This is a genomic window from Edaphovirga cremea, assembly GCF_003332275.1.
GTDB lineage: Bacteria > Pseudomonadota > Gammaproteobacteria > Enterobacterales > Enterobacteriaceae > Edaphovirga > Edaphovirga cremea.
Genome location: NZ_QOVA01000023.1, coordinates 1 through 24,495 on the forward strand (window position 1 = coordinate 1; position 24,495 = coordinate 24,495).

Sequence of the window (24,495 nt, forward strand, 5' to 3'; positions counted from 1 at the left end):
TTTGTCGGTTGAGGCTTCGAGGCTCAAGTAGAAAAATACATTTATATCAACCGAAACCTGCTCCAAGCCTGCTTTTAAACAATAGTTCACGCATGACCCGAACCTAAAGCCGACCCGTCCGCCGGAGAGATGAGGGAAGGAACCGGCGCAGCCGGCGAGGAGTGCCGCGAAAAAGCCCGGGTTCAAAGGGCCGCGGCGACTGGCGGCCCTTTGTCGGTTGAGGCTTCGAGGCTCAAGTAGAAAAATACATTTATATCAACCGAAACATGCTCCGAGCCTGTTTTTAAACAACACGTCACCTTGAGAAATCAAGTCCAGCATGACAGCTAAAAGCCCCCCACGCAGTGGGCAATAAAGCGTGGCTGCAAGGGGTGCGCTTCACCCCTTGCTTACCGCTTCAACATTGGATCAATTAGCGCATAAATCCGCTGATAACTCCCCTCATCCTCAACCATCTGACTGAGATGCAGCGCCACATCGGCGCGGGTAATCATTCCGTGCGCTTCGGTTTGCATACGCTGGGCGTTGCCTGTCGCGGGCTGATCTAATAATCCACCGGGTCGCACGATGGTATACGTCAGGCTGCTGGTTTGCAGCCAACTTTCTGCCAGCGATTTTTCCCGCACGGCCTGACCAAAAATCGCGCGCGCCTTGGGCGATAGGCTAGGCCAGCTATCACCGCAACCGATAGAGGTAACCAGCAACATACGTTGCAAGCCAAGTTGCTCGGCAGTATCAATAATCAGGCGATTGGCGTGATAATCGGCACTTTTACTGCCCAGTGTCGACACGATCGCCGCCTGCGTCCCGGCCAACCGGCAGGCTGACTGGACACTCGGCGGATCGCAGGCGTCCCCGCACACAACGTTTACGCCGCTGGCGCGCAGAGCATCAGCCTGTTGTGGATTGCGGATCAGCAACGTAACAGGCCGCTGTTGCTGTCGTGCCAACTCAAGCAAACAGGCTCCTATGCCACTCCCAGCGCCAAACAATAACCAGGGCGTCATACTGTATCCTTCAGTTGTTGTGCCAATTCACGGAAAGCCGCAAGTGCATCAGCCCGCAGTTGGCGATGCTCATCCCGCCCGACAAATACCTTCAGCATCACGCCGCCCTGTTGGTTGAAAAACTGCACAGAGGCCGTTTCCATCCCCATGAATGGACGTTCCACCAGCGCAATGGTCTGGCAGTTTTGCGCGCGAATATGACCACTCAATCCCTGTTTGGCGCGCAGATTAAAATAACCATGGCGATGGAAACCGCTTGGCAGCGGACCATGAAACTCAAGAATGACATCGGCTGTGTGCACCAATGTGGTGACCTCGCCCCATTCGGTCATGGTGTCCCAGACCGCATCGAAATGCTCAGCAGAAACTATCGTCCGATGGGGCAGTGCTGACACGACGTCCAGCAATGACACCTGATACTCCGTGGCAATTTGCTCCAGCGTTCCGTCAGGCTGGCTGGCAAGATATTCAGCTAAAGGTTGCTTCATGCAATTTTTCCTTAGTGATAAGTGGAGGAATGAGCTGTTGCAGGGCCTGCATCAGGTTACTGGCCCAGAAACGTCCATGGTTGGTGAGACGCAGACAGAATCCCGCATCTTTCAGCAAATGGTGCTCATGCCATTGGGCAATCAGTGGCATCAATGGTTGAGGGTTATCCAACAGTTCACCCAGATCCAGACGTCCCACCTCAATACCACTCTGTAACTTCGCACGCCAGTTATGCTCAGTATTGGACTGAGTCATCATCATCAGTGGCTTCTTGCCGTCATCAAGCATTTGATAGTAGCGGTCAAGATCCCGGTGCAGCATGTAAGAGTGCCCCCGAAGTGAGCCACCTCCCCCACTGCCGAGGGCCAAACAATCCGCACCTTGCTTAATCAACAGGTTATAGAGATTACGTTCCCGGGTCGTGCGCGCCCAGTGGCTGTTACTCAGTTGATGCCAGCCCGCCAACTCCAGAGTCTCCGCACCCGTGCGATAAAAATCACACTGTTGATCGGGAGAAAGCACCTGCATTCGCTGATTGGCAACTGATTTTGCCAAGGGTGTCGTCGGCAACAAATTAAGTGCGTACAGATCGACGCCATCCAGCGGCAGTTGTTTAACAATCGCCAGATCCTCACGCCAGGTCTCAGGCGTTTGCAGCGGCAAACCAAACATTAGGTCACAGACCACGGCAGCACCGTCTCGATCCGCCAGATCGCTGAGAAAATGAATTGCCTGATCGCGATCTGCCTTGCGCCCCATACGTTGGCGAATACGGGTATCAAAGGTTTGAATACCAATGGAAAAACGATTGGCACCGGCGCTCAGGCAGGCATCAATACGCTCGTCATCAAAATTGAAAATGCGCCCTTCCACGGTGATTTCGCAGTCCGGTGCCAACGGTAAACTCTGGCGTAATTGACGAATGATTCGATACAACTGATCTGCTGAAAGCGCACTTGGCGTCCCTCCGCCAAAATAGACCGCGTGAATGGGACCGCCCTGCAGGAGAGGTGTTTCGGCTTCCAGACTCAGCTCCTGCAAGAGATAGCGGGTGTAGCGCTCAGTGCTGTCCGGTTGCAGGGGGTTTTGATAAAAACCGCAAAAGGTACAGTGAGTTGCGCAGAAGGGAATATGCAGATACAACAGCCGTTTTTTTCGTGGGAGCGGCGTCAACAGTAAATGCTGCCAATGGTCAGTCATTGACTCCGCAGGCAGCGGCCTATTGTCGCGCCAGGGCATGGTCGCCCAACGTTTGGGAAACGGCAACGGACCAGGCTCAGCGAAGTAGGGTGTCAAATCGGGTGTCATGGTTTGCTCGTTAGCTCTCAAATAAGAAACGAAATGATAATCATAAACATTCAATCATAAATTGAGAAAGATGACATTGATTTGAATCACCTTCCTGGCTGGCAGTTTCGGTGAGTGAGTACACAGCTTTCAACGCTTTGAGCATGAACTTAAACAAAGGGTTACTGGCGATGATCGGTTTTATCGCCATCATGAACGAAACTGTGTTAGCGCAAGGCAGCGAGGAGTCAGGTCTGGTAAAATATAATGGTTAATTAGCATACAATTTTCCTATGGGGTTGAATCCTCCTTCTCCACAGGTCAAAATATGTACTGTTTTTATCTAAGGTTTCGTTATCAGAATCATGCGCAGCCCCAAACCACGTCGTCCCCATGGGCGGTGGACTTATTACATTCTGCATGAAGACATCCTGTGGCCTTGCCCCGTTCGTTGGGAGTGGGAAAGTGGCTACGGCGGCTGGCTGCCTTTTTATTACTCCCCAACGCTGGAGTTTGTGGCGGGCGATCCGGACAAAGCGACCAAAGTGGTGAAGGCAAAAACCCAGGCAGGAAGAATTTCCTGAAGACATTATCCCCTGGGAAACCAGGGATAATGTCATGGTCGCTATCAGTGCTACTGTCTGGGAAAATTGACGATATCCGTGACCATATCATCGATCGCAGATTTTACGTCTTCAGCAGTGATCGGCGCATTGCTGTTACTCACTTGCTTGCCCATCCCTTTACGAATTACCGCAAGTACCGTTCTGCCCGTATCCTGATCAATGAACTGAGCCTCAAGAAACAACGTCGTATTCTGCGATCTATTGCCGCTGGCTGCCATCGTCGTGGCCACGACTGCCGCAACAGGAACCACTTCATAGAATTGAATATCTTTGTCTTGCGCAGAGACCGCAGTAATCGCCACCTTGGCGATCAGCACGCGCTTGCCTTTTGGGCTATCCAATACGGTGATACGTTCAGCCATGGCTGCCCTGATGCGCTGGTTGGCATAGCGCCAGATTTTGTCCAACGTCTCTTTGCTGACACGCTGTGTGGGTTTTGCGGAGGGGAAAAAGACAAATGGAGCAAAATAGACACCGCGATAATTAGATTCTTTGAAATCTGGGTCAATCCACCGTAATACGGTATGTCCACTTGGCGTCGTGGCTTCTTGCAGTTTAGTGTAATCGGGAAGGAAACCTGAATACTCTTCCCTGGTTGCGACCTTGGAAGCGCAACCCGCGACCAGTAAAGCTAAAGACAAAGCAGCTATAGTCATTCTTTTCATGGGCACTCCTACATTTAACATTGTTATTAATAATGCTGTTTTATAGTTCCCGAATTTATTGCTGTTAGTCGTTGCTCTTACCCGATCAACAAGAGCCAGCACCTCACAGGCGTTCTTTCCGCTGAAGAAGGGATCTTTAAAAGTAAAATTAATCCTGGATTTACCGGTTAGGATTAACGCCTTAAAGATAAATGATATGAATTAAGGGTAGACTCAAAATATAATTATTACCTGATCTAAACGGTTTTATAGAGAGGGATATTTTATGATCGATCACACGGGCATCAACGTTTCCAACCTATTAAAAAGCAAAGATTTTTACAGTGCACTCCTGCTACCTCTGCGTTATGAAATTCGCTTGAGTCTCGGCACTGCTTTCGGCTTCGGGGCAAAGAATGCGTTGGAGGGAGACGATCCGGGTGGGGATTTCTGGATTTCGCAAGGAATACCCCATTCCCCAAGAAACCACATCGCATTTCGTGCGGCTTCTATGGCAGAGGTCGATCAGTTTTATCACGCCGCAATGGCTGCTGGTGGTGTCTCCAACGGTGAGCCGGGTTACCGCCCCCATTACCATCCCAACTATTATGCCGCATTCGTTCTTGATCCGGATGGCTACAATATTGAAGCGGTATATCACGGCAAGTAAATGCCAATCGTAAAAAGTTGAGTTGCCACGCCTGTTGCAGGTGTGGCCGAGCCCACCACCAGTAAAACATGGATAACAACGGATTCAGGTCGAGCGGCCTGGTTCTGCTAATTGCCAAGGAGATAGCATGCAGTTTCATTTACGCCATTTGGTTTTAATCCCGCTTTTGACGCTCGCTGCCTGTAACCAGTCAGCCACCGTAACCCCGACCAGTTCGCAACCTGCCACATCTAAACATCAGGCGGCGGTGGTGAATAACGCCCGACTTGAGATTTCGGCCAGTGCACTGGAATACAACACACAAAAAGTCCAGAAGCTGTTGGGGAATAAATCCTCACTCTGCGCCATTTTGAAAGGGGATGCCTACGGACACGATCTTTCCCTCGTCGCCCCGGTCATGATGAAAAATAATGTGCAGTGTATCGGTGTCGCCAGTAACCAGGAGTTGCAAACCGTACGCGAGTTGGGTTTCAAAGGACGCCTGATGCGCGTCAGGAATGCCACTGAACAAGAGATGCGCCAAGCCACGGAATATGATGTTGAAGAACTGATCGGTAATCTGGACATGGCCAGACGCCTGGATGCCATCGCCGCGCAGCAGGGAAAAACGCTGCGTTTCCATTTGGCACTCAACTCTGGCGGCATGTCGCGTAACGGGCTGGAAGTCAGCAATACCGCCGGTCTGAACGAGGCCAAAGCGATCTCTCAATTAAGCCATCTGAAAATTGTTGGCATCATGTCCCATTATCCTGAAGAAGACGCCAATGCGGTGCGTAAGGATCTGGCCCGTTTCAACGCCCAGTCAAAGCAGGTTCTCGCGGTTACCGGACTCAAGCGTGATGACGTGACACTGCACGTTGCCAATACCTTCGCGACCTTGACCGTTCCTGAATCCTGGCTCGATATGGTTCGCGTCGGTGGGGTGTTTTATGGCGATACCATCGCCAGTACGGAATATTTACGCGTCATGACCTTCAAGTCGTCCATTGCCGCGCTTAACCACTACCCGAAAGGCAATACCGTCGGCTACGATCGCACTTACACACTGGAACGTGATTCAGTGCTGGCGAATATCCCGGTGGGTTATGCCGACGGTTATCGCCGCGTATTCAGTAACGCAGGCCATGTGCTCATTCAGGGGCAACGTATCCCTGTGGTGGGTAAGACCTCCATGAATACCGTGATGGTAGATGTGACCGATCTGAAAAACGTCAATCCGGGTGATGAAGTCGTGTTCTTTGGCAAACAAGGAAATGCTGAAATCACAGCCACGGAAGTCGAAGATATTAGCGGCGCACTGTTTACGGAAATGTCGATCCTCTGGGGCGCAACGAATAAACGCGTTCTGGTGGATTAATGCAACTGACTGACAGCGGCGCAAGCCGTTGTCAGTCAGAGAGTTTGCTCCCCGCTTTGGCGTAACGGGACGATCGACATCACACTTCCACGCTGTCGACCTGTGATCGCTGTCACGCGCAATCGGCAGGTTCTGTGAAACCTTTCACACTTCCCCCCAATAAACCCCTCTCACCATCCCCGTCCCCCGGCCCCAACGTTTATTCCCCAACGTAAATGCTTATTCTCACCATAAGCGCAGGGTCAGGAGATATCGCGTTCCAGACTCTCCACCAGATTCAGGATCCTTTGCGGGTCCAGCAACAACCTGAACGTGTAAGGGTGCAGTGAGCCTGAGGTGGAAAACCAGTGTTCCAGATCCGCGACGTATTGCCGCAGGGTTTGCAGGGCGAGACGCAACTGCTCTCGTTGCGCGGGATGATCACCATATTTGCGTATCCACAGACGTAGTGCAAAAGCATGGGTGACATAGCTGGAGGCACGGGTGTACCAGAACGCCCTTTCCCAGGCATCGATCAGGGATTGTTTGAATGTTTCGGTCAGCGCCATGGCAGGCAGTTTCTTTCCCACCTGCGTCCGCAGATATTCTGCCAGAAAGCGGGATTTCTGTTTTTCGAGGGTGATGAGTTGCATCTGTTGCTCGCCAACAGGCTCGTCATCAGAAGGCATCAGAGGTTGGAAAGACTGGGACCAGTTGGCGCTGCGGGTATCCATATGCAGCAATTGCAGGGCCTGCTCGAAATCGAGAGGCAACTGGCTGTGACGCTGCAATACCCGCCCGAGCAAACTGGACGTTTTACACATCCAGTCATAGCTGGAAGTGAAAATGGCAAACAGGCTATCGATTTCTTGCTGTGACAACGGGCGCAGGCAATATGCCTCCAGCCATTCACCAAAGATATCGCGCGGTTCTGCCAGAGGGCTGCGAATCAGGCGGGAGAGGCCGTAGAGGTTTAACTCATTGACCGAACCTATCAGTGAATTGCTCGGGAGCCATTCCCAATTGATACGTGCGGTAACTGCCTCGAGTTCGTCACCGAGCGCCTGAGAGGCCCAGTGCAAACGTTTTTGTAGTTCGTCCAACAGGCAGCATGGCAATAGCGCCCAGCCATATTCGATGCCCCAAAGATCGAACTCCACCCATTTGCGGTGACCACCCAGGCTTGTCAGGTTTGGGTTATTGGCGAAGCCGGGTCGATAGTCCAGTTCCGTGGCTTTCATGGACGCCCGGACGTCATTGGGTAAGACATCCAGCGCCGTTTTTAATTGCTGGCGCGGCCATTCCTTATCCTGATAGTCGCGCAGAACCAACTGACAGCCCTGAAGACGCAGGCTTTGATACAGGCGCTGCAGGGCATGTTTCCACTCGTTCTGGCTGACAGTCGGTGTGGAGAGGGAAAGCCGCAGCCCGCGCACCGTGGGCAGGTGGCTCAGAATTTCCGGCAGTGTTTCGCCAAAAAAGAGGTTCAGGAAGGCAGCGTCGTTACGCTCGTCATCGGACAGAAAGTATTCAGGGAATTTGCGGCGCAACTCGTGGTTATTTGGCGTCGCCTCACCCTGTAGCCACAACTGAACGTGGTTTTCTTCACAATAGCGTCCGACCTTTTGCAGGTAATACAGCGCGTTATTGCGCGCAAGAAGCATATGTTCCACGTCCGATCGACGGCATAGCGCAGACGGTTTGGCCAGCAACGCCATTAGCGATTGCTGATGTAGGATAAGCCCGTTGAACTGGAATTTTTGGATATGGCGCATGACATCAATAAACCCTTCCCACTGCCACATCGAGGGAGTGTTTACTTCAAGAAACAGCAGCGGTACTCGGCTACCCATCGTGGTCCTCCAGCGTGCTGTGCGAGTGCGCCATCAAAGTAAGCGGATAGTAGAACGGGGGTTGTGATGAGTCAATCGCGGTCCTGAGAATGCAATCAAAGAGGAAGTAAGTATGAAGACGTATGCACTGGTCGGTACAGGTGGTCGTTCCGGGATGTTTCTGGAAGCCATTGCGACGACCTACCAGAAGTCGGCCCGTCTGGTGGCGTTATGTGATACCAACCAGACCCGCATGGATTATGCCAACCGGAATCTGGAGAACTGGGGCCATGCTGCCGTGGCAACCTGGAAAGCGACGGATTTCGAACAGATGATCGCCCAGCACCATCCTGACATCGTTATCGTTACCAGCGTGGATCGCACCCACGATCGCTACATCATTCGCGCCATGGAACTGGGATGTGACGTGATCACTGAAAAGCCCATGACGATCGATGCTGACCGTTGCATGGCAATTGTTGATGCCGTGGAGCGAACTGGCCGCGATTTGCGCGTCACCTTCAATTATCGCTATGCGCCCCACCACAGCAAATTGCGTGAGTTGATTCTCAATAACACCATTGGCGAGGTTTTCTCCGTCCATTTTGAGTGGTTGTTGAATACCCAGCACGGTGCCGATTATTTCCGCCGTTGGCATCGCGACAAACGCAACAGTGGCGGGCTGCTGGTGCATAAATCCACCCACCACTTTGATTTGGTGAATTTCTGGCTCGGATCTGTACCCGAGTCGGTCTATGCCCAGGGTGATTTGCGTTTCTACGGTAAGGAAAACGCGGAAAACCGCGGGGTTACCGAGTTCTATCCGCGCTGCCACAACCATGAAAATGCCCAGAATGATCCTTTTGCCTTGCATCTGGAAGAGCGGGCCATGCTGAAAAGTCTGTATCTGGATGCGGAACATGAAGATGGTTATCTGCGCGATCAGAGTGTGTTCGGTGATGGCATCAGCATAGAAGATACGCTGGCGGTGCTGGTGAAATATCGCAACAAAACGCTGCTGACCTACTCCCTCAATGCCTACCAGCCGTGGGAAGGACTGAATATTGCCTTCAACGGCAGCAAAGGGCGGCTGGAAATGAAACTGGTGGAGAATTCCTACGTCAATGGCGGTGGGGAACGCAAGGAAGAAGGCAGCCTGATGGACTGCGACATCACTTTTTACCCGATGTTTGGTGCGCCTGAACGTATCGCCGTGGAGTACGGAAAAGGCGGTCATGGCGGCGGTGATGCCTTGATTCTGGAGGAGTTGTTCGGCAATCCCGGCCCTGATCCACTCAAGCGCCGGGCGGGTTATCACGACGGTGCCATGTCTATTCTGACCGGGATCTGCGGCAATTTATCAATGCAGCGCAATCGACCCGTATTTATCGATGAATTACCCGTAGGTAGAAAACTTCTGGCGCGGAAAGCGGATATTTCCAAAAAAAGGGAGCAATAATCAAATGGCCAAGGGCGATATTTACCAACTTGAATACCATGAGTATATCGATGAAGACACCGGCTCTCGGGTGACCAGACTGACTCCACCCGATGTCATCTGCCATCGGAACTACTTTTATCAGAAGTGTTTTCTGGATGAAGGAAGATCGCTGATTTTCGCTGCGGAATTCGCTGGGTTCCGCAACTATTACCTGCTCGAGCTTGCCTCGGGCAAAGCCACACAGTTGACCGAGGGCGCAGGTGACAACACATTTGGCGGCTTCCTTTCCCCTGACGAGCAGTATCTCTATTATGTCAAGGGTGAACGCAACCTGATGCGGGTGACACTGCAAGATCTGACCGAGATTTCCGTTTATCAGGTCGCTGATGAGTGGGTCGGTTACGGCACGTGGGTGGCTAATTCCGAGTGCACCAAATTGGTCGGTGTGGAGATTCACCGCGACAGTTGGCGTCCGGTCAGTGACTGGACGGTATTCCAGCAATTCTACGAGGAAAACCCGCTGTGCCGGGTGATCCGCATCGATTTGCAAACCGGCGAGCGTACAACGCTGCTACAGGAAAACCAGTGGCTCGGTCACCCTATCTATCGCCCTTTCGATGACAATTCGGTGGCATTTTGCCATGAAGGACCGCTGGACCGGGTTGATACCCGGATGTGGTTGATGAATGAAGATGGCAGCGATATCCGCAAAGTGAAGCAACCCGCTCCCGGTGAGAGCTATACCCATGAATTCTGGGTACCGGACGGTTCCGCCATGATGTATGTGACCTATGTTAAAGACAGCCCGACTCGTTATCTCTGCCGCGTCAATCCCGACTCGGGCGTGGACGAAAAACTGGTGCAAATGCCACCTTGTTCACACGTGATGAGCAATTACGACGGACAATTGGCGGTAGGCGATGGCTCAGGAAAGCCTATTGATATCGCCGACAATGAAGGTTATGGCGATATTACCGATCCTTTTTTATATCTCTTTGACCTCAAAAAAAGAAAAACCCATAGAGTTGCCAAACACAGCAGCTCCTGGTTGGTGCTGGATGGCGATCGCCAGGTTACCCATCCTCACCCCTCTTTTACACCCGATGAAAAGCAAGTGCTGTTCTCATCCGATAAGGATGGTAAACCGGCGTTGTACCTTGCCACTATTCCTGACTCTGTTCTCCACGATATTCAATCATAATAAGAGGGTTCAGCTATGTTACTAAGACCAATTACGTTTGCCGCGACATTATTGCTTGCCACTTCCGGCATGGCACAGGCGGAAAATGTGGAATTACGCCTCTCCTGGTGGGGAGGAAATAGCCGCCATCAGGCGACGCTTCAGGCAGTGAAAGCCTTTGAGGAGAAATATCCCAATATCAAAGTCCAGGCCGAATATGCTGGCTGGGAAGGATATTTATCTCGCTTTACCACGCAGATTGCTGGTGGAAAAGAACCGGACGTTATTCAAACCAACTGGAACTGGTTGCCGATATTTTCCAAGGATGGCACAGGTTTTTATGATTTAAATCAGGTGGCCAATAAGCTGGATTTGACGCAGTACGAACCGCAGTCCCTGGAAACGGTGACGGTGAATGGTAAACTCAATGGTATTCCTGTGGCGGCGACCGCACGCAGCTTTTATTACAATAAAAAGAAATGGGAAGAAATGGGTATCGCTTATCCGCAAAGCTGGGATGAGTTGAAGGCAGCGGGCCTCGCTTTTAAGGCCAAAGATGAAAACAGCTATCCATTGGTTCTCGACTATATGGAATCGCTGACCCTGCTGCACTCTTTTATGGTACAGAAATACAATATTCCTGCGATTGACGAGAAGAGCGGAAAATTCCCTTATACGCCAGCCCAATGGGAAGAGTTTTTCCAGGTTTATAAAGACCTCATCGACAGCCATGTTTTCCCTTCCATGCGCGTACTGGCCTCCTACGGCAAAGCGAATACATGGGAAATGAAACCGTGGATTAACAGTGACTGGGGTGGGATTTACATGTGGAATACCAACGCCAACATGTATGAAAACAACCTGGCTGCACCGAATAACAAGTTGGAACTTGGGCCATTCTTTATGCTGCCGGGAGCCAAAGACGCCGGGTTATTCTTTAAACCTACGATGATGTTCAGCATTAGCCGCACGACCAAACACCCTGAGGAAGCGGCCCTGCTGGTTAACTTCCTGATGAATGAGCCTGCCGGGATCAAAGCCATGGGGCTGGAGCGCGGTGTGCCACTGAGTAAAACGGCTTACCAGCAACTGGTGCAGGATGGCACCATTCAGGAAGGCAGCCTTGCGGTCGCGGGTATGAAATCATTCATGGCGTTACCTCATAACGTGCCGACGTCACCTTATTTTGACTACCCGCAATTTGTCGCGCTCTATCATGAAACTATTCAGAATATCGATCAGGGTAATATTACGGTAAAACAAGCCGCCGCTTCTTTTGCAAAGAATGCTGAGAGAATTATGAAACGCACAATGAAAGAGTCAGCAAAATAAATAAACATTGATGTGCCAATTATTTACTTAAAACATCAATTAACAAAAAATTCATTCAACCAGGCATTCATCACTACCTCCCCGGATAAATAGCATTATCCGGGGAGAATCCTCGATTATTACTTATCTGATGGAAGGATATTATGATTACGTTTAGCGCCACCCTCACCTGTCAGTATGACGCTATATTTTCTCCGTTCAGCGCCTCGAATTTTCAGCAGGGATTGGCATGGCTGCAAAACAGCAATTTTGATGCGGCAGAATTATGTATTGCCGATTATAACGATGTGGATGTGATGGCAATAGCCAGAGTATTAGCCGATCACGGTTTGGGTTGTACCACCATTGCGAGCGGGCAGGCACGTAAAAGGGAGGGGCTGTCATTGCTGGCAGAAGACAATTCCCTGCTGCAAAAAACCCGCCAGCGGATCTATCAACATATTGATGCGGCAACAATATTGGGATCTTTTGTCACGATTGGTTCGCTGCGCGCCACCGATTCGCTACTGAGTGCTGAATGCTATAGGGACTCACTGGCCGAAGGGCTACGGCCTTGCATGGATTATGCGCAGAAATGCGGGGTAACGCTGATTATAGAAGCGCTGAACCGTTATGAAGTGAGCCATCTCAACAGCGCCGCAGAGATGCAGGTATTCCACGATTTTATTGGCGCGCCGTCTCACGTTGGAATTCTGTGGGATGTGTTTCATGCCAATATTGAGGATCAAGATTTTGCGCAAGCTATTCAACTTATGGGATCAAAGCTGCGCCATGTGCATTTCGCCGATTCCAACCGCGCTTTTCCTGGCTATGGTCATTTGGACTTTGATGCTATTTATCGCCAGTTGCAGCAAGCCGGTTATCAAGGGGCAATCTCACTGGAATGTCTGTGCAAACCTTCGGCGCAAACGGTCATTGATCAGTCCGGCCCGTTTATCCAGCGATTGCGGCAGCTATGAATAATTGAAACAGGCAAAAAAAGACTGGATGGCGATGACTTAATACGCTTATCGCCCCCAGCCCTTCAGCCGCTTATTTACTACACGTTATTTACTACAGCCCTCGTTTTTCCATCAGAACCGCCAGATCAATCAGGCGGTTGGAAAAGCCCCACTCGTTGTCGTACCAGGCGAGGATCTTCACTAACTTGCCACCGATAACCAATGTGGAAAGCCCATCAATAATTGAAGAGCGCGGATCGCCTTTATAATCACTCGACACCAGCGGTTCATCGCTGTAACCGAGAATACCTTGCAGAGGGCCAGATTCCGCGGCCTTGATAAAGGCAGCATTCACCTCATCCACCGTCACATCGCGCTTCAACGTCACCGTTAAATCGACGATAGAAACCAGCGGCACGGGCACCCGCAGGGAATAACCGGTCAAGCGTCCATCCAGTTCTGGGATAACCTTGCCGAGCGCTTTGGCGGCTCCGCTGGAGTAAGGGACGATCGAGAGTGCTGCGGCACGCGCGCCACGCAAATCTTTTTCCGGTTGGTCGTGCAGAGCCTGACTATTGGTATAGGCGTGCGTCGTATTCATCAGGCCATATTCGATGCCGAAGGCCTGATGGAGCACCTGAGCCGCGGGCGCAAGGCCGTTGGTGGTGCAACTGCCGTTGCTGACAACCTTGTGAACAGCCGGATCGTACTGCTCATGATTGACGCCCATCACTACGGTAATGTCGTCGTTCTTGCCAGGTGCGGAGATGATGACGCGTTTGGCCCCACCTTTCGTAATATGCACCTCGGCCTGAGCCTTGTCAGTGAAGAACCCCGTGGCTTCGATCACGATGTCGACGCCTACGCTTTGCCATGGAATCGAGCCGGGATCCCTCTCGGAGAAGACGCGAACAGGACGTCCATCGATCAGCAGTTGACCCTCTCCGGCTTCAACGTTGACTGGCAAAGTGCCCAAGAGCGAATCATATTTCAACAGATGAGCCAGGGTTTTGCTGTCTGTTAAATCGTTGATCGCAACAACTTGGAAATCACTGCGCCCCAGAGCGGCGCGTAAAACATTTCGACCGATCCTGCCAAACCCATTGATACCTACGTTGACCATGATGAACTCCTTCGTTTTTTGCCTTCTTCAAATGTAGTCCGAGAAAGGTATGGCGTAAATGACATATAAAGATCAATTTAGGCCAACATGCGGGAACAAAAGCGTTCGCGGTACTCCGTTGGAGTGAGTTGCAGATTTCTTTCGAAAACACGGCGCAGGTTGAGACTATTGCCAAAACCGCTATCCACGGCGACCTGCTCAATCCCTTCCGCGCCCTGTTCGAGTCGTTGTCTGGCGGCATTCAGCCGCAATTCTTCGACATATTTGGCTGGGCTTATGCCTGTCTCACGAGTGAAGACGCGCGTGAAGTTACGCGGACTCATGGCAACCCGATCGGCCAGTTTCTCAACCGACAAATCGCAGGCAATGTTGTCGATGATCCAGGCTTGAAGATCGCGGATCGGCCCTGGTTTCTGGGCAGGGTTCAGCAGGTGACGGCTGAATTGAGACTGTCCACCGGGTCTACGCAGGAACATGACCAGATCTTGCGCTACATTGCGGGCCAGAGTGAAACCATAATCGTCTTCAACGAGAGCCAAAGTAAGATCGAAGCCCGAACTCACCCCTGCCGAAGTCCAGATTGATCCGTCCTGTACATAGATCGGCCCTCTCTCGACTATCACGCTGGGAAAGTTGGATTGCAGGGCGTCCAGCGATCGCCAATGGGTGGTGGCCCGACGACCGTCCAGCAGGCCGGTCTGGGCGAGGAGCCAGGCCCCGCCACAGATAGACACTACCCGCCGCGCATGGGGGGCGGCGCGGCGAACCCAATCGACAACGCTACTGCCCTCCTGATCGGTCAATCCTTTTCCGGTGATCATGATCGTGTCACGTTCAAGTTCGGGGTCGAGATCCGAGAGTCGATGATCCGCCAACAGATTCAGTCCCGACATTCCATGCACGACGCGATGGGGTTGCGTCGTGGCAATTGTCACCTGGTAGAGCGGCGTCAGCGAATCCTTCGGCCTCAAGCGGTTGGCTTGCCCCAGGATGTCGGCGATTCCCGCCGCTTCAAATAACATGCCCCCTTCGGGGACGATAATCAGGAAAGTGTTCATGTCCTTAAAATACAAATTAAACAAAAGAAGTCAAGTTACAGCCGGGTTTTGTAACCACCACAACCGCAACTTCAATCCCCACGAACTGCTCCATCCGCTGGTGCTGTGCACCATTTTTCCTTTATCAATAATGATAAACGTGGGCGTGGCGTTGATGCCCCACTCCCTCGCCAATCGCCCCTGATTATCGTTGACCACCGGGAACGTCAGCCCCTTGGCCTTCATGCCACGCAAAAGCCGTTGATCGTCACCGGAGCGAATCGCAATACTTAAAACATTCACGCCATCCGCGTTTAGCGCTTCGACCGTTGGTGAAGTGAATTTACACACCGCGCACCACGTTGCCCAAAGGTAAACCAGCAAAGGTTGGTCAGCGCTGAGTTCTGTCAGAGAAACGTACTGACCATTGGTGAGCATCAGTTCCGACTGCATCGTCATCGTGGTCAGCGGCGCGGGCTTGCGCCACTGATCGACACCCCATGAAATCACAGCCAGCATCAGCGCAAAAATGGCCAGTTCCCTGGCCCATTTCTTCCATTTTGTCATGATGACGTCCTTGCCAATTGAGCCTTCACGACCTGTTCCAAAACGTCATAACTGACAGCGCCAGGGATCATTTGATCGCCGATCAGCGTCGCCGGAGTGCCTTGCACGCCAAGCAGATCGGCGAGACGCAAACTGCTGCGGACTTCATCGAGCGTCTTCTTATCAATGCTCAGGTTATCGTTGCCGGTAGATTTAAGCGCACTGACAATACTTCCCTTGGTGTGATTACCTTTTTTGGACATCAAACGCTGATGCAATGCCAGAAAACGATCGGGCTGCTGTTGCCACAGAGTCAACGCATACTGTGCGGAACTCTGTGAGGTTTCGCCCCTGAACGGTAAAAGCTTCAACACGATCGCGACGTCAGGGTATTTTTTGACGATCTGTTCCAACCTGGGATCAAACTGTTTGCAATACGGGCAGTTGTAATCAGTAAATGACACTAGGGTCAGTTTGGCATTTTTAGCGCCAATTCGTGGGCTGGCGGCATTATTGAACAAGGCGTCTTTGTTCTGCTCGATGATTTTTCCAAGCCGCGCACCGGCCTGTTCAGTACTACGCTGCTCCCATGCATTGACTGCTTCTTCCAGAATCTGCGGGTTATTTACCAACGTGTCACGAATCAATTCCCGCACCTGATTTTGTTGTGCTGATGTCAATGGCTCCGCGATACTGCTGAAACTTATCGCCGCAGAGATCAGTGCAACACATGCCAGCAAAGTCATTTTCAGCAGTCGGATATTGTTCATTTTCATGGCGTTATTCCTTAGCATTATCAAGCGTTTTCAATACGGTCTTGCGATCCAGCAATGGCGATAAAATCTCGCCATCAGGTAGATCGGGACCGTAAATCTGGTTAAATGGAACGGCGACGATGCCACGTTTTTGCAAGAATTGGCTGATAGAGGATGAGCGCGTGGTCCAGTCGCCGCGCAGGGCAACCATATCTGGCTCATTGAGGGCTTTTTGCACGTCATCACGCAGCAATACATTGTATTTATTGACTTTACATGTAATGCACCAGTCGGCGGTCACATCGACAAACACCCGCTTATTCTCACTCAGTGCCTGCGTGATTGCCTGTTCACTCAGCGGTTGCCACTGAACGTTATCCTTCATCGGTAAACGCCCGCGATCGCCATTCAACGTAGCTACGGCAAATGCCACGCCTATCAGCAACAGCAATACTGCGCTCCAGTTCAGGAATATACGGCGACCGTAATGAACGCCGGCCAGCACGCACAGCGTTATCAGTAATGCACCGGCTAGGATCAATGCGGTGACAATACCGGCATGCACAGCCAGCAGACTGATGAGCCACAAACTGGAAACCAGCATCATCAGACCTAATACCACCCGCAGACGGTTCATCCACGGCCCAGGCTTAGGCAACAGTCGTGCCACGGCGGGAAAAGCGGCAATCAATAACCACGGCAAACTCATACCGACACCCAGCGCGGTAAAGACCATCCACAGATCGCCCAACGTTGCGGCCAGCGCAAACGCCACCGCAGTGCCGAGAAACGGTGCGGAACACGGCGTTGCCAGCAAAGTGGCAAATACGCCTTGCCAAAAATGTCCACCGCGACCATTACCACCCGCTGTTGCCAGTCGCGTTGTCGTATTGCTTCCCAAACCAATCGAGAAAAACCCAAATAAATTCGCGCTGAATAATCCGGTGACCAGCACCATCAACCCGATAAACCATGGACTCTGGAATTGAATCCCCCAACCTACCGCTTGCTGACTAAGGCGCAGTGCCGTCATCAATCCGGCCAATGCCCAGAACGACACAATAATTCCGCTGGCCGAGGCCAAAAACTGTCGCCGCACCACGGAGCGTTCGCGGTTCTCCAGTTGTAGTACCGAGCCTAATTTCATCGCCAGCACCGGCAATACACAGGGCATTAAATTGAGGATTAATCCACCAAGCAGCGCCAGCAAAATCGCACTGCCCAGAGGCAGTTTGGACGGCATCACTGGCAGCACGTCACTCACTTCAACCCTCGACTGCTGCGCTATCCCGTTGTCACTTATAACAATGCTCAAGGCTTGTCCAAGCAGAGCGGGGGCATTTCCCTCCCAACCGTCGGTGACTAGAACCTTTGCCACTAACCGTTCGCCGTCAACGTCAACCTTCGGTTTGGCGAAATCAGCTCCCTCCGGCACATCAAAAAATATCTCCGGTTTTTGCCAACCTTCGGCACGATGCGCGCTGACATATAGCTCACCGTTATGATATCCAGCCTGAACTTGCGCAAACATGCCCGCTTTCAGAGGCAATGTTCCCTGAGCCTGAGTAAAGGCGAGATTGAACCCCTGCGGAGCGGGTTGGCGAATATCCAAATCGAAAGGGAAATCGGTCAGCACACAAACACTGCTACAGGTTGAGAGCGTCAGTACGCCCTGCAAACGGCGAGCATCTGGTGGAATTTGCAGCGTCACTGGAAAGGTCGTATCGCCTTGATAGCCCTGAGTTGAGATACCCGAGACATCGAAGCGCTGCGGTGTCGGCCAACCCCAGTCAAGTTTATCGACCTTCGTTTGCCATGTGATTTCCGGCGCAATACCGCCTTCTCCGGGCGAACGCCAATAGGTTTTCCAGCCCTCGGCCAGTTGAACATCCAATAACAACCGAAGGGCACCATTTTCGGCCTGGTCGGTACGAAACTTCACGCGAGCATGGGTATTTAGCGGGCTTTCAAGCCAACCGCTGTCAGCCGCCCACGATGCAGGCAGCCACAAGCACAGGCTTAGCGCCAGCGCTCTTAAAAATAGATACATAGATTTTCTCCAAAAATAAATTTACGACGTCATGGATTAACGAAGTAAATATTTATTCCTGGAAGACACATAACCGGAGATGGACACGCAGCCGCGGTAACGATACGGGCCGGATTGGAGGAAGACGTAGATGAAGTTGTCTGGACGGTTCCAGCAGAAGAACAATAAACAGCAGCAGCGCAAAGAACACGTGTTCCACCGCCATACCGTTAGCCGCCAACAACGATTTGGCGCTCAGTTCACAGGGCGTCAGCGAATCACTGTCCGAACCGCTATCGCTGTTGTTCGCGCCCAACATCACGTTGGTCACGTTGTCGACAGGTTGCAGACTTTTAGCCAGCAGATGCATACCGGCCATGCGCTGCGTCATACATGTCAGTATGACCAGACAAGCCAGTACAAAAAACCACTTCGCGGCACGCTGCTGGGTCGCCATAGTTCATTCCTAAAACCATAAACTGATAAAACATAAGCCCGCCTCATCTTAGCTGGAGTCGCTAGATAAACAACTTGTTATAGAAAACTTTACGTTTTGTTGGGGGTTTGGGGGTGGGTTCAGAGGTATGTGGTTGAGGCATGAAGAGGCTCAACATCAAAAATTAATAATCATGCATTATCAGATTCGCAGAAGACTTTCCCCTTACTCCCCGCTAACCAGGGGAGTAAGGGCGCTATTCGGAATAATGTTAAAGCGCTTCTTCCGTTTCAACTGACTTTTGATTACGACTGACTGCCAATTTGAATAGCCAATATATCAGGCTGGCGACAAGCAGTGAGTTAATGGTCGGAATACCCCATTCGGTCACTAACCCGACAATACTGCCGACAATACTGGCGATAATGGCTACCCAGCCAATGGTCGGTGTTTGGTCAGGTAATTTTCCTTCCAGCCGGCTTTTATCCAGGATTTTACGATGGGAGCGCAGGAGGTAATAATCAACCAGCATAATGCCGATAATCGGCGGAAACACCACGCCGAGCACGGTAAGAAAATCCACAAACCGATCCAGAATCCCCAGTACGGAAAGCGTAGTTCCCAAAACACCGATAATCAGCGTGGTGGAGATATATTTCAGCTTTTTACCGGTGAGCCCCTCAACTGCGTTAACGATGCCAAGTGACGAAGAGTACAGATTGAGATCGTTAACCCTTAACGTGGAGAACACCACGACCAACAGGCCTGCACCACCGGCGACCTGAGACATAATGGTCACCACATCTGCCGTACCGAGTGCTTTGGCAATCAGAATAGCCAGACCGTTGACCACAAACTCCCCGGCAATAATAGTGAAAATCGTCACGCCCAATACATGCTTACCGTTTTTGGAATAACGTGTCAGATCAGGAGTCATGAGGCTCGCGACAATAGCGCCCCCCACCACAATGGTGATACCTGCGCTGATTGACAGAGGGTCACCCGGCGGTACCAACTGGATGATTTCAGGGAGATTATGACCAGACAACGTGATAATTGAGATATACGCCACCAGCATAATAAACATCGGCACAGCGATTCTGGCAGCAATGCGCAATGCCTTGAAACCAAACGCCACCAGAATGGTCAACAGGCCACCGGACAAGGATGCGGCCAGAGCAAAGCCCAGTTTATTGCCCAGGGCGAAATCAAGGGATTTGGCAAAAATGGCGTTTTGTATACCAAACCAACCCAGCAGACTGACAGCTACCACAATACCGATCAACACCGATCCCAGGCGACCAAAACCGCACCAACGTGCCAGCAGGCTACCCGAGATCCCTTCACGCATACCCGCCAGTCCAAGCCCGTAGGTCACTACACCAAATATCAGGCTACCAATAAAGATCGCGGTGAAAGCATCACCCAACGTCATGGAATTACCGAGAACTGCGCCGAGCATGAATTGATCCAACGCGGTCAGCATACCCATATGCACCAGAGCTACGCTTAAAAACGACACTCTTTTATCCTGCGGTACCCGACTCAATGGATAGTCTTCAATTTTGATCACAATGAACTGTTCCTTGTTATTCAGATAAACTGGATTCCTTTCGCCAAGAGACGATCGGGAATATAATTATCCAGGTGCGCGAATTTGCAAAATTCCTCAAACTGCTGCAACGAGTGGACATCAGATTTTTGGTAAATATTGTATATTCTATTTTCTATCGTTTTACTGCTGATGTTATATATCTTGGCGATCTCTTTAACGGAAAGTCTTTGCAGCATTAAAAATATAACATCGAGCTCAGCTTGGGTGAAAGTATCATTATTTATTTCGGTTGAAAGGATACTCGGTTTTTGTTGATTTATATATTTGAGTGGGGATAACGTATTAAACGGTTTGGCATTCCACATAACACCGATAACTTCTTTTCTATCGTTATAAATAGGCAACTTTTCGCTGATAAATGGCGTCAGGTTGTCTTTGCCATACCAATAATGTGTTTCGATAACGGTAACCCGACTCTGCGAGACTTCTGTTCTTTTGTCATGCTCTATCAGATCCGATGCAAATTCGATCCAGTTGGCGGGGAACTCATCGTCCAACTTACCTTCGACTTCGAAATTTAGCGGCGTATTGGTATAGAGGTAGGACGCCTCGTTCATATAGATATGGCGAGAGTCCAGATCTTTGATGCCCCATGGCTCACTCAAGTGCTCCATCATGGCAATAAGGCCCTTGAAAAAACTATCATTTTCTTTATCGGGCAAATCCATAATGACCTCGCCGATCGATAATGGGTTAGATTTCTTTCGCCAGATAGTGTCGCGTATACTTCCTGGCATATTCGCCTAAGTTGCCATATACACGATAACCTAATTTTTCATAAAAGCCTCTGGCCTGGAAATCAAAAGTATCAACGTAGGCCATATGGCAGCCACGTTTCAGGGCTTCTTCTTCGGCTTTTTCCATGAGTTGGCGACCATACCCACTTTTCCGGTATTCATCACTCACCCAAAGATACTGAACCTCAAGCCCGCCCCACCACGTCCTCGCCACCAACCCTGCAACGATTTTGCCATCATCGTTGGTAACGGTTAAGAACAGCGGGTGAATGTCTACAGTTTCGAATTTATCATTATGGGTCCAAAGGCTGTCAATAACATACTCTTCGTCCTGTGGGTTTGGCGCATCCGTAACATTGATGTTCATTTTCTCAACATACCTTTATGTATAAATAATTAAGATTGCAATTAAATTAATTAAACAAAACCAGTTTTAATAACACTTTTCTTAATGTATTTCAAGGGTGCTTTCCACCCTTTCCCACAATGACTATAAGTGTTTATATTGATTGTGACAGAGATAAAAAATATCAACATATCTCGTTGTAGCAAGTAGAAACTTGTACGTTCTACACTCTGTCACTGAATGCTTATTACGCCTCACCAGGGCTTCATCGGGGAAACCTATCTAAATTTTACGGCTCCACCTATAGAGCAGGCTTAACCTGCCAGAGGGGAGCCGATTTCATTTTTGAATCTTCAATGCCAACTGACATCAAGCGACAACCGTGAAACTCCTACATACTGAGCTTCTCTTATTTCTTTTCCTGAAATATCGTCAAAGCTGCACCTTGCCAAACAGTAATTTTCGGGCGCGCTGAGATAGGCATTTTACACCCACACAGATGTCCAGACATTCCCTCACGTACACATCGATAACGGCTAATAATCAGTAGCTGTATGCGAAAGTAAAGAATCTTTGATGATACGCACTTCCACTCTTCTTATCTTCCTAGGATACTATGCATGTATATGCATGATATTCAAATTTTACACCCCATAACTGGTTAACCCAAAGGACATGTAAGTCCCTTTGGTTTGCCAGCCAAAAAGTCGTGGAGTTATATCCATGTATCGAGGATTACTGGCATGGAAGCTTGGTTGTTTTTCATCGGTGTGTTTGTCATTTATTTGCTGTTTTTCAAAAAGGAAAAACCGCCAAACATACGACAAACAGGCATTAATGCCACAAAAAAAAATCGCATTTCCGACCATTCCCCTTCATCAACTCCGGTCAGAACAGTGAAAAGAAATGCTTCTCAATACTCTCACTCCGTTGACGATGATGACCTCGCCACTTTCACCCTAATCGACGGGCAACTTTCAGAATATATTGCAGTTGACAGGGCACCAACCCATACCACAGTTCGGGAAAATAAGACAAAAGGTCGATGGGTAAGGCCGGGAGAAAGCGTAACCATCCAAAATATCGTTATTAACCAAGGGAATTTTTATTATGGAGGGCGATTAAAATCCACACATTCCTCTAATGACAATGGCTATTATCACGATGATAGTACTGAAGCGTCGCTGGTTAACGACGCCCTCACAATTTGCGCTGGCACAAGACACTACGAAGATGAGTCGCTCAGCTACTGGCCCAGATTCGCACTATTATCCCCCCGCTGTCGTGGTGCCTATCTTGACTGGCTTGCAAGCGATCGTTGCGATGCATCCTGTCCCATCGGTTATGTTTTTATTTATTTTTATGGTATTGAACGTAGGATCCTTGTTGATGGAGCACAAGATACCGTTTCTGATATTGAGTTCAGAGCTCTTTTTGACGAAGTAAAGCGTCTGAGAAGCCTTTTTCAGGTAAATCATTCTTTCCGGGCATACTCAACTCGGCTAATTGAGGTTATGTCGCTTCTCAGACCTGGCGTTGCTTATGTTGAAGATAAAGATGAACTTCTTTCCTCTGAAAGCTCTTTGTTATTCCAGTATCACCTCGCGACCACAGTCGAGCAGGGGAATCCTGTTCCCGCCGAACTAGCGCTGGCATGGGTCAAATATTATACCGAATATGCCTTGCGGACTCCTGCTCGTCGATGCGCTGATGAATTCGCCGTGTTATTTAAACAGCGCTACCTCAGAAAATTTGGCGCTGGTCTTATCGTTAAACCGAATAAGACTCGATTAAAACTGGAATATAAACCCGCCAGCAGTACTATCAGAGATGTACGCTTTGAACAATTTGATCTGCCTGATCCCAGTGTTTTGAGAGCCCCCGTTCAAAAACTTGTTTTGATCGCAGAATCCTGTACCACCGATCTGAATGCTTACAGTCGTTATCTTGGTAAAAAAGGCACATCACGAAGTGATATTGCTGCCGTGATGCTACTTCCCGATGAAATCCTTTCTGAAAGCGCTGAGCAATTAATCGCATATTTTAGAGTATGGGCCGACGAGCAAATCAATAACCATAGTGGGTTAGCGTCAGTTGCTGAGTTTTGGTCATGCCTGGGTATATCTGCTCCAGAAAAAATCAATAAAAAGGAAGCGGAACTCATTCAGAGCTTTGCCCAAAAAGCGGGATATGGTGTTGCACCGGATACTCGATATCATCACTCTAAACCAGAGCCTGATGGCTATATCGTTTTGTTCGCAAAAGGACATGGTGAATTTTTTGAGCCTTCAGCCGGGTTTACTTCTGTTTCTGTGGCGTTACGACTAGGTGCACTGGTCGCACAAATCGATAATCATGTTGATGCATCGGAACGAGATATATTGCAGCGGCTTATCGATCATGACATCACATTTTCACCGACTGAAAAGCTTTCTTTACATGCCTACCTTATTTGGCGTCTTAATACGCCAGCCAATATGGCGGGTCTGAAAGACAGAATTGAAAAACTTAGTGATAACGAGAAATCAGCTGTTGGCGAAATTATTGTCAATGTCGCCTGTGCCGATGGCAAAATTGCATCCACAGAAATTAAACAACTGGAAAAAATCTACATCAGTCTGGGTCTTGATAGCAGCTTAGTGACCGGTGCTATACACCGTTTTTCAACATCTAAAAAAATGTCATCGGCGACTTCCGTCACATCTAAAGCGGGAAAAGAATTCTCTCTCAACGAAAATATTCTTGCACGGCATGAGTCAGAAACCAAAGATGTTCATAGTTTGCTGAACTCTATCTTTGTCAACAACGAACCTGGAGAACCTTTTCAGAGAGTGTCATCTGTTCCTCAACCGACATCAGGCAGACTTGATGAGGCTCATCGTCAACTTTATAACCAATTAAGTGAGAAAGATAAGTGGGCAAGAAATGAGGTTATGGAACTGTGTCATCAGCTTGGACTGATGGTAAACGGCGCGATAGAAACTATCAACGACTGGTCTTACGAACAGGTTGAGGCACCGGTTCTGGATGATGACGATGATATTTACGTGGACCTGGAAATTGCACAAGAACTGAAAGGATAACTA

Annotated in this window: 22 protein-coding genes; 8 read left to right on the forward strand and 14 right to left on the reverse strand. The window is 50.0% G+C overall.

Going from position 1 to position 24,495, the window contains the following annotated elements; translation table 11 throughout:
• Nucleotides 1-389: 389 nt before the first annotated feature.
• Genes DRI82_RS19960 through hutW form a run of 3 tightly spaced genes read right to left on the reverse strand, consistent with a single transcriptional unit; the run spans nt 390 to nt 2,804 of the window.
• Nucleotides 390-1,007: an SDR family oxidoreductase gene (locus tag DRI82_RS19960; protein ID WP_114195668.1), complete on the reverse strand. Its 618-nt coding sequence runs from the start codon at nt 1,005-1,007 to the stop codon at nt 390-392.
• Nucleotides 1,004-1,495, reverse strand: a complete 492-nt coding sequence (gene hutX, locus DRI82_RS19965) for a heme utilization cystosolic carrier protein HutX (RefSeq protein WP_114195669.1) — start codon at nt 1,493-1,495, stop codon at nt 1,004-1,006. Before hutX ends, DRI82_RS19960 begins: the two co-directional genes overlap by 4 nt.
• The gene (gene hutW, locus DRI82_RS19970; RefSeq protein WP_114195670.1) at nt 1,476-2,804 is read right to left on the reverse strand and encodes a heme anaerobic degradation radical SAM methyltransferase ChuW/HutW; all 1,329 of its coding nucleotides are present in this window, start codon (nt 2,802-2,804) and stop codon (nt 1,476-1,478) included. The genes hutX and hutW overlap by 20 nt, the downstream gene beginning before the upstream one ends.
• Nucleotides 2,805-3,148: 344 nt before the next feature.
• On the opposite strand from hutW, the gene DRI82_RS19975 reads away from it, so the two are divergent.
• Nucleotides 3,149-3,367: a hypothetical protein gene (locus tag DRI82_RS19975; protein WP_114195671.1), complete on the forward strand. Its 219-nt coding sequence runs from the start codon at nt 3,149-3,151 to the stop codon at nt 3,365-3,367.
• Between the two features lie 50 nt (nt 3,368-3,417).
• Here the strand turns inward: DRI82_RS19975 and DRI82_RS19980 are convergent, their stop codons facing one another.
• Nucleotides 3,418-4,074 (reverse strand): DUF3313 domain-containing protein, encoded by a 657-nt coding sequence (locus tag DRI82_RS19980; RefSeq protein ID WP_114195672.1) that lies wholly within the window; start codon nt 4,072-4,074, stop codon nt 3,418-3,420.
• A gap of 265 nt (nt 4,075-4,339) precedes the next feature.
• Between DRI82_RS19980 and DRI82_RS19985 the strand changes: the two genes are divergently transcribed.
• A complete protein-coding gene (locus DRI82_RS19985; protein ID WP_114195673.1) occupies nt 4,340-4,723 on the forward strand; it encodes a VOC family protein in 384 nt (127 codons plus the stop codon).
• A 127-nt stretch (nt 4,724-4,850) separates the two neighbouring features.
• Nucleotides 4,851-6,080: an alanine racemase gene (alr, locus tag DRI82_RS19990; protein WP_114195674.1), complete on the forward strand. Its 1,230-nt coding sequence runs from the start codon at nt 4,851-4,853 to the stop codon at nt 6,078-6,080.
• Between the two features lie 242 nt (nt 6,081-6,322).
• Here the strand turns inward: alr and DRI82_RS19995 are convergent, their stop codons facing one another.
• Nucleotides 6,323-7,912, reverse strand: coding sequence for a hypothetical protein (locus tag DRI82_RS19995; RefSeq protein ID WP_114195675.1), 1,590 nt, complete (start codon nt 7,910-7,912; stop codon nt 6,323-6,325).
• Between the two features lie 112 nt (nt 7,913-8,024).
• Here DRI82_RS19995 and DRI82_RS20000 point away from each other — a divergent pair, with 112 nt between their 5' ends.
• The 4 genes from DRI82_RS20000 to DRI82_RS20015 all read left to right on the forward strand — a co-directional run bounded on the left by DRI82_RS20000 (nt 8,025) and on the right by DRI82_RS20015 (nt 12,803).
• Complete coding sequence (locus DRI82_RS20000) at nt 8,025-9,350, forward strand: Gfo/Idh/MocA family protein (RefSeq protein WP_114195676.1); 1,326 nt, start codon at nt 8,025-8,027, stop codon at nt 9,348-9,350.
• Between the two features lie 4 nt (nt 9,351-9,354).
• Nucleotides 9,355-10,533 (forward strand): oligogalacturonate lyase family protein, encoded by a 1,179-nt coding sequence (locus DRI82_RS20005; protein ID WP_114195677.1) that lies wholly within the window; start codon nt 9,355-9,357, stop codon nt 10,531-10,533.
• A 15-nt stretch (nt 10,534-10,548) separates the two neighbouring features.
• Nucleotides 10,549-11,844, forward strand: coding sequence for an ABC transporter substrate-binding protein (locus DRI82_RS20010; protein ID WP_114195678.1), 1,296 nt, complete (start codon nt 10,549-10,551; stop codon nt 11,842-11,844).
• Nucleotides 11,845-11,987: 143 nt separating this feature from the next.
• Complete coding sequence (locus DRI82_RS20015) at nt 11,988-12,803, forward strand: sugar phosphate isomerase/epimerase family protein (protein ID WP_114195679.1); 816 nt, start codon at nt 11,988-11,990, stop codon at nt 12,801-12,803.
• A gap of 94 nt (nt 12,804-12,897) precedes the next feature.
• On the opposite strand, the gene gap is transcribed toward DRI82_RS20015, so the two are convergent.
• From gap to DRI82_RS20060, 9 genes are all read right to left on the reverse strand, one after another.
• Nucleotides 12,898-13,908 (reverse strand): type I glyceraldehyde-3-phosphate dehydrogenase, encoded by a 1,011-nt coding sequence (gene gap / locus DRI82_RS20020; protein ID WP_114195680.1) that lies wholly within the window; start codon nt 13,906-13,908, stop codon nt 12,898-12,900.
• A 77-nt stretch (nt 13,909-13,985) separates the two neighbouring features.
• Nucleotides 13,986-14,966: a GlxA family transcriptional regulator gene (locus tag DRI82_RS20025; protein ID WP_114195681.1), complete on the reverse strand. Its 981-nt coding sequence runs from the start codon at nt 14,964-14,966 to the stop codon at nt 13,986-13,988.
• Nucleotides 14,967-14,996: 30 nt separating this feature from the next.
• Nucleotides 14,997-15,512 (reverse strand): protein disulfide oxidoreductase, encoded by a 516-nt coding sequence (locus DRI82_RS20030; RefSeq protein WP_114195682.1) that lies wholly within the window; start codon nt 15,510-15,512, stop codon nt 14,997-14,999.
• A complete protein-coding gene (locus DRI82_RS20035) occupies nt 15,509-16,237 on the reverse strand; it encodes a DsbA family protein (protein ID WP_425452682.1) in 729 nt (242 codons plus the stop codon). Before DRI82_RS20035 ends, DRI82_RS20030 begins: the two co-directional genes overlap by 4 nt.
• Before the next feature lie 34 nt (nt 16,238-16,271).
• Nucleotides 16,272-18,296, reverse strand: a complete 2,025-nt coding sequence (locus DRI82_RS20040) for a protein-disulfide reductase DsbD family protein (protein ID WP_114195684.1) — start codon at nt 18,294-18,296, stop codon at nt 16,272-16,274.
• 52 nt (nt 18,297-18,348) lie between these two features.
• On the reverse strand, nt 18,349-18,732 hold the full coding sequence (locus tag DRI82_RS20045) for a copper resistance protein (protein WP_114195685.1): 384 nt from the start codon (nt 18,730-18,732) through the stop codon (nt 18,349-18,351).
• Nucleotides 18,733-18,982: 250 nt separating this feature from the next.
• On the reverse strand, nt 18,983-20,284 hold the full coding sequence (locus DRI82_RS20050) for a cytosine permease (RefSeq protein WP_114195686.1): 1,302 nt from the start codon (nt 20,282-20,284) through the stop codon (nt 18,983-18,985).
• Between the two features lie 20 nt (nt 20,285-20,304).
• The gene (locus tag DRI82_RS20055; protein ID WP_114195687.1) at nt 20,305-20,994 is read right to left on the reverse strand and encodes a helix-turn-helix transcriptional regulator; all 690 of its coding nucleotides are present in this window, start codon (nt 20,992-20,994) and stop codon (nt 20,305-20,307) included.
• A 25-nt stretch (nt 20,995-21,019) separates the two neighbouring features.
• Nucleotides 21,020-21,430 (reverse strand): GNAT family N-acetyltransferase, encoded by a 411-nt coding sequence (locus DRI82_RS20060; protein WP_114195688.1) that lies wholly within the window; start codon nt 21,428-21,430, stop codon nt 21,020-21,022.
• 722 nt (nt 21,431-22,152) lie between these two features.
• On the opposite strand from DRI82_RS20060, the gene DRI82_RS20065 reads away from it, so the two are divergent.
• Nucleotides 22,153-24,492, forward strand: coding sequence for a tellurite resistance TerB family protein (locus DRI82_RS20065; protein ID WP_114195689.1), 2,340 nt, complete (start codon nt 22,153-22,155; stop codon nt 24,490-24,492).
• Nucleotides 24,493-24,495: the final 3 nt, after the last annotated feature.